Origin of the sequence: Rhizobium subbaraonis (assembly GCF_900220975.1) — a bacterium.
GTDB lineage: Bacteria > Pseudomonadota > Alphaproteobacteria > Rhizobiales > Rhizobiaceae > Mycoplana > Mycoplana subbaraonis.
The window spans coordinates 1-9,463 of sequence record NZ_OBQD01000055.1 but is presented as its reverse complement, the minus strand read 5'-3'; the positions used below and the strand labels follow the sequence as shown (position 1 = coordinate 9,463).

Annotated in this window: 4 protein-coding genes and 1 pseudogene; 1 reads left to right on the top strand and 4 read right to left on the bottom strand. The window is 55.3% G+C overall.

Annotated features, from left to right (window positions below; genetic code table 11):
- Positions 1 to 103: 103 nt before the first annotated feature.
- From CRO48_RS33195 to CRO48_RS31015, 3 genes and pseudogenes are all read right to left on the bottom strand, one after another.
- Positions 104 to 367, bottom strand: a pseudogene (locus tag CRO48_RS33195) (IS21 family transposase); the annotation flags it as partial.
- A 633-nt stretch (positions 368 to 1,000) separates the two neighbouring features.
- Positions 1,001 to 4,231, bottom strand: coding sequence for a PAS domain S-box protein (locus tag CRO48_RS31020; protein ID WP_141402164.1), 3,231 nt, complete (start codon positions 4,229 to 4,231; stop codon positions 1,001 to 1,003).
- A gap of 125 nt (positions 4,232 to 4,356) precedes the next feature.
- A complete protein-coding gene (locus CRO48_RS31015; RefSeq protein ID WP_097143490.1) occupies positions 4,357 to 7,491 on the bottom strand; it encodes a response regulator in 3,135 nt (1,044 codons plus the stop codon).
- A 669-nt stretch (positions 7,492 to 8,160) separates the two neighbouring features.
- Between CRO48_RS31015 and CRO48_RS31010 the strand changes: the two genes are divergently transcribed.
- Entirely contained in the window at positions 8,161 to 8,601 is a 441-nt protein-coding gene (locus tag CRO48_RS31010; protein WP_097143487.1) for a hypothetical protein, read from the top strand.
- A gap of 436 nt (positions 8,602 to 9,037) precedes the next feature.
- On the opposite strand, the gene CRO48_RS31005 is transcribed toward CRO48_RS31010, so the two are convergent.
- On the bottom strand, positions 9,038 to 9,463 hold a 426-nt coding region (locus tag CRO48_RS31005), incomplete at its 5' end, for a tyrosine-type recombinase/integrase (protein WP_176526962.1).

Sequence of the window (9,463 nt, the reverse complement as noted above, 5' to 3'; positions counted from 1 at the left end):
TGGCCGGCTTCAAATCGGAATGCTGGCCGGAATGAAATCGGAATGGGTGGCCGGCTTCGTTTCGGAATCAATGGCCGGCTTCATCGGAATACGCAGTCTAGCTGTCGACCACGCGGTACAGTAGGTTAAACACGTGCGTCTTGGTCGCCACGCCCGCATCCGGTGTCAGCTCCACAGTCCGGACGAGGCCTTGCTCGTCGTGATGAAGAACGAGAGCAAAGATATCAGCCATTTCACAATCACCGCCGGAGCGGCGAAGCATCTGATCTCGCAACTGCTTGAAGGCCGTCGGTAATTCCGGAAAGGGTGCGCCATTGCGCAGGGCATCGGGTTTGCGCGGGATGACAGCAAAATAATGTCGCCAGTCCTAAGTCGTGCGCGGCGGCTATTTTCATGGCTCCGCTATAATCGCCAAAGGCACACACGCTCGCTCGGCACCACCGCTTTCATAAAGACCCGACAGAAACTCGACAGGAAGACCAGAATCTCTTGGCCGTTTGTCGCCACCAACTTGAAAGCTGGTTTGCTACAACGCGCCACCTGAACCTTGATATAAACTGGTCGACGTCGGTTTACGCGGCGCAGGTCGACAACCTACTGGCGATTGACGAAATCCTTCTTCGCTATGCCAATCTTCAGACAAAGCAGGAAACCTTCTCGCATCCGCAGGAAACCACAAAATCCACGCAAGCCAATGGGGGGATGCGGCGCCTACATTACATTGCCTAAATGTATACGCCTTGCCGACCCGCGACCAAGGCCAAACAACGTGGCAATGTCCCTCAAAATAGCGGGGAAGAGATCGTCGAGTGTTTTGGTCGTGACCACTGAATTTCTCTGAGGTGAGTATAGCGCTTCAACGCTTGGCGTTGGAGAGGCTCCGGCGGAGGGACGACCGCTAATATAAATCCTTCCGCTCAAGTGACGAATTGAGAAGGCCGACTACTTGCTGTGAGACCATGGTTTCGTAAAGACAGTATCAGGTGACCACAATTGCATATCAGCCCAATACTCGTTTAAGGTCATTAGATGTATACGGTTTGTCGAGCCAAAGCACATCAGATGCCAATCGAGACCGGTCCGCAGGATCAGGACTTACCAGACCAGAAGCGATGATAATTTTAATTGCCGGCCACCGCGATTGCACCTCAACAACCAGGGACGTGCCGGATACACCGGGTAGTCCAATATCAGTGATCACCACATTGATTGGATGATCCTGCAGAACTTTTAGTGCCTCATTTGCGTCACCCGCCTCGTACACGACATGGCCCAAATCGCTCACCATGTCGATCGCCGACATCCGAATGAGCGGTTCGTCTTCCACCACGAGCACGTTCAGCTGGCAAGTCGCTGCTCCAGGGCCCTTGTGCGGGGACACTGCTCGTGGACTTTGACCGCTCGCACGGTCAAGGCATGCACGTACTCGGTGGGCGAGGTCTTCTCGCGTGTAAGGCTTGCTCAGCAGCTCCACATGTTCGTCGAGCCGGCCACCATGAACGATAGAGTTCTCCGTGTATCCTGAGGTGTACAGAACCGGTAATCCGGGAAGCCGCGCTTGAGCCCTTTTGGCCATCTCGTGGCTTTTCAACGGACCCGGCATGACGACGTCAGTGAACAAAAGGTCGATCGGCATTCCACTCTCGATGATCGCCAAGCCGCTGGCAGCATCTCTTGCACGCAGAACTTTGTAACCGAGGTCACTCAGCAATTCGACAACAGTTGTGCGCACATCATCGTCATCTTCGACCACAAGAATGGTTTCGTTGCCGCCGCGAGCGGGACCGGTCCAGTCCGCCGAAACTACGGCCTCCTGCTGCCTTATCCGCGGCAGATAGATCCGGAATGTTGTGCCTTCCCCTAGCTCGCTATAGACCTTGATGTGCCCGTTCGATTGCTTCACCAAACCGTAGACCATGCTGAGGCCAAGACCGGTACCTTGTCCCGGCGGCTTGGTGGTGAAAAAGGGTTCGAACACCTGATCTATGATGTCCTGCGGGATGCCAGTGCCCGTGTCGGTCACCGCTATCATTACATATTGTCCGGGCTCCACGTCCGGATACTGACGCGTGTAACGGTCATCCAGATATGCGTTGCCTGCCTCAATCGTGAGTTTACCATGTCCGCTCATCGCATCGCGGGCGTTGATTGCCAGATTGAGGATTGCGTTCTCAACCTGTGTTTCGTCAACCAACGCGTTCCAGAGGCCGCCAGCGATCATGGTTTCGACTTCGACACCCTCTCCCAAAGCGCGCCGAAGGAGATCATCCATGCCCCGTACTAGTCGGCCCAAGTTGACGACTTTCGGTGCCAAAGGCTGCCTGCGCCCGAATGCTAGCAGCTGTGCGGCAAGCTTTGCTCCCCGCGAAACCCCAGAAATCGCGTTCTGCACACGCTGCTCGGCGCGAATGTTTCCTGCCACATCACGCGTTAGCAGCTGAAGATTTCCACCGATGACTTGGAGGAGGTTGTTGAAGTCGTGGGCAATCCCACCAGTCAGTTTACCAACTGCCTCCATCTTCTGCGCCTGGCGCAATTGACTTTCAATGGCTTCCCGCTCCGCCACCGCTTCATCAACGCGTTTCTGTAGAGCAGCGTTGAAGTTCTCTAGCGCTGCCCGCGCCTCGATTTCAGCAGATATCTCCCGCGCTTCGATAACCGTTCCGACTGCTTTCCCACTGTTGTCGCGGATAGGGCTTGCGGTGAACCCTACGGGATAGAAGCTGCCATCCTTACGGATGAACATCTCCTCACCTTGCACCTGGTTCTCTTCCGGAAATGCCCGATCAATCGCACACTCGTGCAAAGGGAAGGGCCGGCCATCCGGATAGGTGTGATGAATGACATCGTGGAGGGGCCGCCCTTGTGTCTCTTCAAAGGTGTATCCTGTCAGCCGTTCTGCGGCGGGATTCATGTAGACGCACTCTTGGCGATGATCCATCAGGAACACGGCCATCATGGTGTTGTTGAGAACAGTATCGAGACGTTGCGAAACGTGTTCCAGTGCGCGAAGCGCTGCGTCACGCTCTGTTGTATCCTCAATGGCTGCGAAAAAGACGGGTCGCGCCTGATCGTGCAGAAGCTGAAGCGCCACAGCAACGTTGTACTCCGAACCATCTCTGCGCTGGTGAACGGTATCAAAATGCTGGACGAGCTTTTCGCCCGTGCGAAGCGGTGCTATCAGCCGTTCGAATTCCTCGGACGTGACGCGTGGTTTGATATCGATCGGGGTCAAGTGGCTCAACTCTTCCATAGAGTAGCCGAGATTTTCACGCGCGCCCCGATTGACCAGGACAAACTTCAGCGTATGGGCGTCAAAAACGAAGATTTCGCTCGCCGCATCCTCAACGATCCGACCGAGCCTTTCGTTGGCTGAGGACGAGGTCAGCCGCTGTAACTCTGCAGCCGCCCTGCCGGCGAATAGCTGGAGCGTTTCCTCTGGTTGGCGTGACAGATCGAGCGGACGGTCGTTGAGAACTGCCAGCAGGCCAATGCTCCGGCCATCCGTGCCTCGCAATGAAACACCGAGATAGCTCTGGACGCCCATGTCTGACAGCAGTGTATCGTGTGGGAATATGCCAGCAACGTCTGCCGGATAGAAACACAGATCTTCACCCAGGACGTTCGCACACGGCGTGTCACGTAAATCATATTCGTAATATGTCTGGCGTTGCCCATCGCTCCATCCGGACAACACTCGAGCCCGCGCCGGATCTGATGGATGGAGGTCGCACAGCATCACCCAACGAACCCCCAACGCTTCGGCGAGGGCTTCTACTACGGCATCTAGAAATTGACGGCCGACGAGCCTCGAGCACTCGGCAAGCTTCTGCCTTGCGGCATCGACCCGTTTGCGCGCGGTAATATCACGTGCAATCTTTGAAGCACCGATCACTGTCCCGTTCTGGTCTTTGATCGGGGAAACGGCCAGCGAAATCTCCAGGACTTCGCCGTCCTTGCGTACGCGCTGTGTCTCAAAGTGGCTTACTCGCTCAGCGCGGGTAATACGGGCGAGGATTTCATCCTCTTCCGAATGGCGTTCAGATGGAATGATCTGGCTAATGTGCTTTCCGATCATTTCGTCTGATGTATAGCCGAACAGCTTGGTCGCTCCAAAATTCCAGCTCGTCACAAAACCGGTGAGCGACACACTGATGATTGCATCTTCGCAGTGCGCCACAATCGCCGCAAAATTGCTTTCGGCAAAAACTTGTTCAGCGGTATCAGTCAATGTTCTGTCCAATCGGAAGGCGGGGATCGAAGCACTGCTTGCCAGTTAATTCGCTAGTTATGGCCAGAAAGTATCCGTAGCACAACGATGTCGATTGAAGACTGTGCGCTCAGCAATAGGCGGATCTAGTCCAAGGCATGCTTCAGACACGCATCAAGTTCGTCAAGCGAAAACGGTTTCGGCAACTGTAGAGCATCAGTAATTCCAGAGGAGGCTCGGGCAGCGCTATCCCCGCTGGCAAAGATGATTTTGACTCCAGGCCATCTACTACGAACCACGCGGGCCAGTTCTGTCCCTTGCATCCCGGGAAGCCCCACATCAGTCAATAGGACGTCTACCTGTTTCCGTTCAAGCAGCTGAAGGGCCTGTTCAGCGGAGTTTGCTTCGTCAACGGAGTGTCCCAATTCTTCGACCATATCCACCGTTGCCATCAGAATGAGCGGTTCGTCTTCGACGATCAAGACTCCTAATGGTTGGCGCTGGACGATTCTTTTGGGGTCGGTTGGCTTTTCGCCTGGCGCTGAGCCGCCAGCATGGCTACGCGACAGATGCTCGGCGGCAAGTCGTTGCTGCTGTGTGTTGTTGAGCACATGGCGAACTTTCCGCGCCAACGCCTCTCGCGTGTATGGCTTCGACAGCAACTCCACGCCAGGGTCGAGCTTGCCGCCGTGAACGATTGAATTTTCGGTGTAGCCTGATGTGTAGAGTATGGCCATGTGAGGGAAAAGTGATTTGGTTTGGGCTACGAGTTCCGTGCTGCGCATAGGACCTGGCATGACCACGTCAGTGAACAGCATGTCGATATGGACCCCGCTACTGATGATAGCGAACGCGGACTGCGCATCCTGTGCCTTCAACACGCGATAGCCGAGATCAGTCAACAGAGCGACCGAGGTTTCGCGGACACCGTCGTCATCCTCCGCGACGAGTATTGTCTCATCGCCACCCTTGATCGGATACGCGCTCAAATCTGTTAGGTCGTCTTCAACCTGTGTTGTCCGGGGCATATAGAGCCTCATTGTTGTGCCGTGACCGACCTCACTATAGATTTTGAGATGTCCGCCAGATTGTTTGAGAAAGCCGTAAACCATCGACAACCCAAGACCACTGCCTTTTCCATCGGACTTGGTTGTGAAAAACGGTTCGAGCACCTGTTCTAGCAAGTCTGGAGGGATTCCAGCGCCGGTATCGGTTACGGCCACCATGACGTAGTTTCCTGCAACCACATCATCGTTGAGCCGAGCGTAATCATCATCGAGAACCGAGTTGGAAGCTTCGATGGTCAACCGCCCGCGTCCGCCCATTGCATCACGCGCGTTTATCGCCAAGTTTAGTATCGCGTTTTCCAGCTGGTTTGGATCTATGAGCGCGTTCCACAAACCGCCCGAAACAATGCTTTCTAATTCAATTTCTTCGCCCAGTGCTCGTCGAAGCATATCATCCATGTTGTGGATCAGTCTGCGTACGTTCACAATTTTCGGTTCAAGGGGCTGGCGTCTTCCGAAAGCTAACAGCTGTGAGGCAAGCTTTGCCCCCCGGGCAACGCCAGACAGCGCGTTCCGCAGTCGTTTCGAAGCTTTCTCATCACCTTCGACATCTTTGGCCAGGAGTTGAAGGTTGCCGCCGACAACTTGTAACAGGTTGTTGAAATCGTGCGCCACTCCGCCAGTCAAGTTGCCGAGAGCTTCCATCTTTTGAGCCTGGCGCAGAGCAATCTGGGCGGCCTCTCGCTCGTGCGTTTCTTCTTCCAGTCGTTGGTATGCTTTTTGAAGTTCATGAGTGCGCTCCTGCACCCTGATCTCCAGCATTTGGTTAAGTGCACGTAGCTGCTCTTCAGCACGCTTCTGATGGGTTACGTCAAAGCCGTCGACGAAGATGCCAGTGACCGATCCGCTGTCGTCGATGATAGGTTGGTACACAAAATTGAGGTACCGTTCCTCCGCCTCGCTGGCGCCTTCGCGCTGCAGCTGAACTTGCACGTTCGTACCCACATATGGCTTCCCCGTAACGTACACGCCATCGAGGAGTTCGAGGAAACCTTGCCCTGCGACTTCCGGGAGTGCTTCTTTCACCGGCAAGCCTTCCAGGTGCCGGTGCCCGACGAGCTGGCGGTAGGCATCGTTCACAAGGTCGAAGACGTGATCAGGCCCGTTTAGGATGCACATGAAACTTGGCGCTTGCTGGAACAGCGTCCGCAATCGCGCGCTCTCTGCAGTTCGTTTTTCCACTTCAGAGGACAGTTGTCGGTTGAGCTGTTCCAGGACTGCTGCCGCTCTGTCTCGCAACGCGCCAGCTTCGATGAGTGTTGCAGCGCGCTGTTTCTCAGTCTCGAACGCTTCAGCACTTGCGAGGCGTGAACTGATTTGGGCCGCGATGAGCTTTAGGAAGTCGAGATACTCTTCCGCACACGATCGGTGAGGATTGAGCCCGGCAATCAGAACACCCTTGGGTCCTCCTGATCCTTGGCCCCTCAGAGTTATCGCCGCTGCCTGCCTTGGCTCCCGTTGCCAGTACCCAGTCGGGATGTCTTTCAGCCCAGCCAGATCCCTCAGACTGAGCGCTTGGCTGTCCTCGATACTCTGTAGATTCCAGAAGGGGTCGGAGCTTGTGATGGTTGCCGGTAGCAGTGGATGACTGCTGTTCGCCCCGCAGACCCACTGCCGATGGGCAGTGCCATGATTGTCGAAAAGGTAAAGAGCACTAAAGGGGAGATCCTTGAGATTGCCGCCCAGCGCGGCGTGCGAAGCAGCAAGCACCTCAGCCTTCGCATCTGCAGCGGCCAACCCGGAAGCCAACGCTCGCATCGTCCCCATGCGCCGTTCACTGACAATGCGCTCGGTTTCTTCCGTCACGGCGCAGAATACGCCGTCGACCCTGCCGTCATCTCCCAGCAGAGGGCTGTAGGAAAATGTGTGATAAGTCTCTTCGCGATACCCATCTCGTTCCAAGAGGAGCAGTAAGGCGCGGTCCCAAGTTGCCTGTCCAGTCTCGTACACCGTGGACAAGCGATCCTTGATATCGTCCCAGATTTCCGCCCAGAGGACCTGAGTAGGCATTCCGAGCGCGTGAGGGTGCTTGTTTCCGAGTGTCGGCCGATAGGCATCATTATAGAAGAACGTCATCTCCGGGCCCCACCCAAGCCACATCTCGAATTTTGACGTCAGGAGAAGACGAAGCGCGACCTTTAAACCCTGCGGCCATTCATTGGGCGGCCCAAGGGGCGTTTGTGACCAGTCCTGTTGGCGCATCATGAGCGCCATTTCGCTATTGCCGACGAAGACGTCTTGTTGAGGATCTGGTAGTGTGAAGTCCATTACGCCCGCCGATTAACACCGCGTAGCGCGGCGCCACTTAACGCAGTGGCGTCAAATAAGTTCCGAAAATTGTAGCCGTTTTTGAATGCGATGGAACGGAACAGAAGGTGACAATGCCGTTGGGCACCGCTCGGTCCTGGATTGGTCATCTCCTGCTGCTCACCGTGAGTGGGTGCATAGGTTCCCTCTATCATCCATACCGATCTGACCCCGCAAACTTTTCGCTCGCATGATTGCGTCTAGTTCCGGCGCTGACGGTCCGAATTTCGTATGCAACCGCGCGGCTTCGTCCGCGGGCAAATTATATTTGACCCTAAATTCCTCCACCGAGTAGCGTATGCTCGACTGTGATCGATACTTCACGGGTATTGTCATTTCGCCTCTCGAAACGCCCAAAAAGAAAGTGCGCTGGATGAGGTAGGAGCTCGCCTGCCAGTTCGTTGGCTATAAGGTGAAACCGGAAAAACCCTCATATTCTCCATGTCATCGCGTCCGGTTGACACAGCACACTTTCCGCGGGCAAAACGCGGGATCGCCCAACTGGTTCCCGGATTGGCTAAGACAAACAGGGCAGCCCATCGTTGTGCTGCCAGTCCTGAGCATTTGTGGAAAGCTATGGCCATCGAAGCTGATGTCGTAGAGTGTCTGCCGGCGCTGGAAAAATTCGCCTATCTCATGACAGGGGAAGACGACGCGACTTTTGATGCCACCAGCTTGACTCTTCTTATCGCAAAAGGCCGTTTGGGTCGCCGCCGTCTGTTTCCCAGCACTTTAGCCTGGCTGTTGAACGTGCTGTGGTCGGAGGTGCCGCAAAGCGCTTCGTTTTCAACCGTTAGCCACCTGGAAATTGGTGCGCTGATCTCGTTGTTACAAGTCCCACTTCCTGAACCGGCCGTGCTGGTTCTGGTTGACGGGTACAAGCTAGACTTATCAACAACAGCGCTTGTCGTTGCCGAACCAGTCGAAACGATTTCCGATAGGCTGGAGCATGCCCGGGTCATGTTTTCGAAGCTCGCCGGATATGCGGAAATTCGCTCACCGGCCTGTTGTCCATGAGATGGTTCGTAGCGTCGTTTGTGCAAAATGGCTGCAGCCGTAGCTTGCTGCCGTTAATTGCGCATGGCGTATCTCTAACTTTTGATGGGACTGATATGCCGATCCGTCAAAACACTATTGCCAATTGACAGGGCACTCCTAACTCTCGACGCATGATTCACGATATTGCCGATAAGCTGAATTCACCGCTGCGCCCCGACGACTTATCCGTCCTCCACGATGTGTTGACTCGTGTCTGTGAGCTTCGCGGAGAGGCTAGTACCCCGCCTCAGGCGGAAAAAGATGCGAAGCTACTGATCAACCTGTACCAAAGTGGCGTTCGAAATCGGCACCAGCTTGTAGCGATGTTGACCGGAAAGAAGTTTCCATAAGCTGCAGAGACTGCGGCGGTCGGACGCGGTCCGGTACCGTCAGAACGCATTTGCAATCAAAGCATTTACCGCTCTTGGTCGAGCAGGCGCGATGCTCGGCCGCTGCGGCGCTGAGCGTGATTGTAATACTGCGAAGCTTGCTGGACGGATCGGTGACGTGACTGCTCCATCGCTTCGGGAAGAGGAATGCCACGATTTGCCGCCTCTGTCAGATAGCCTGAGCGCAGACCATGGGCGGAAAACTCCGCCGGATCGAGCCCTGCAAGTTCCGCCCGTTGTTTGAGGATGTCATTGATCGCCTTTGGGTCCAACGGCCGACGCGAGACATTGCCCCAGCGATCGATTGCCCTGAATACACTGCCCTTGTCGATTTTCGCAGCCCTTAGCCACGCATTCAGGGCATCAACCGGTCGACCGCTGAGGTAGACCACTTCGTCGTTGTCGGCGCCGCTGGTCTTGGTGCGACCAAGATGAATGGAAAGAGAGAGCAG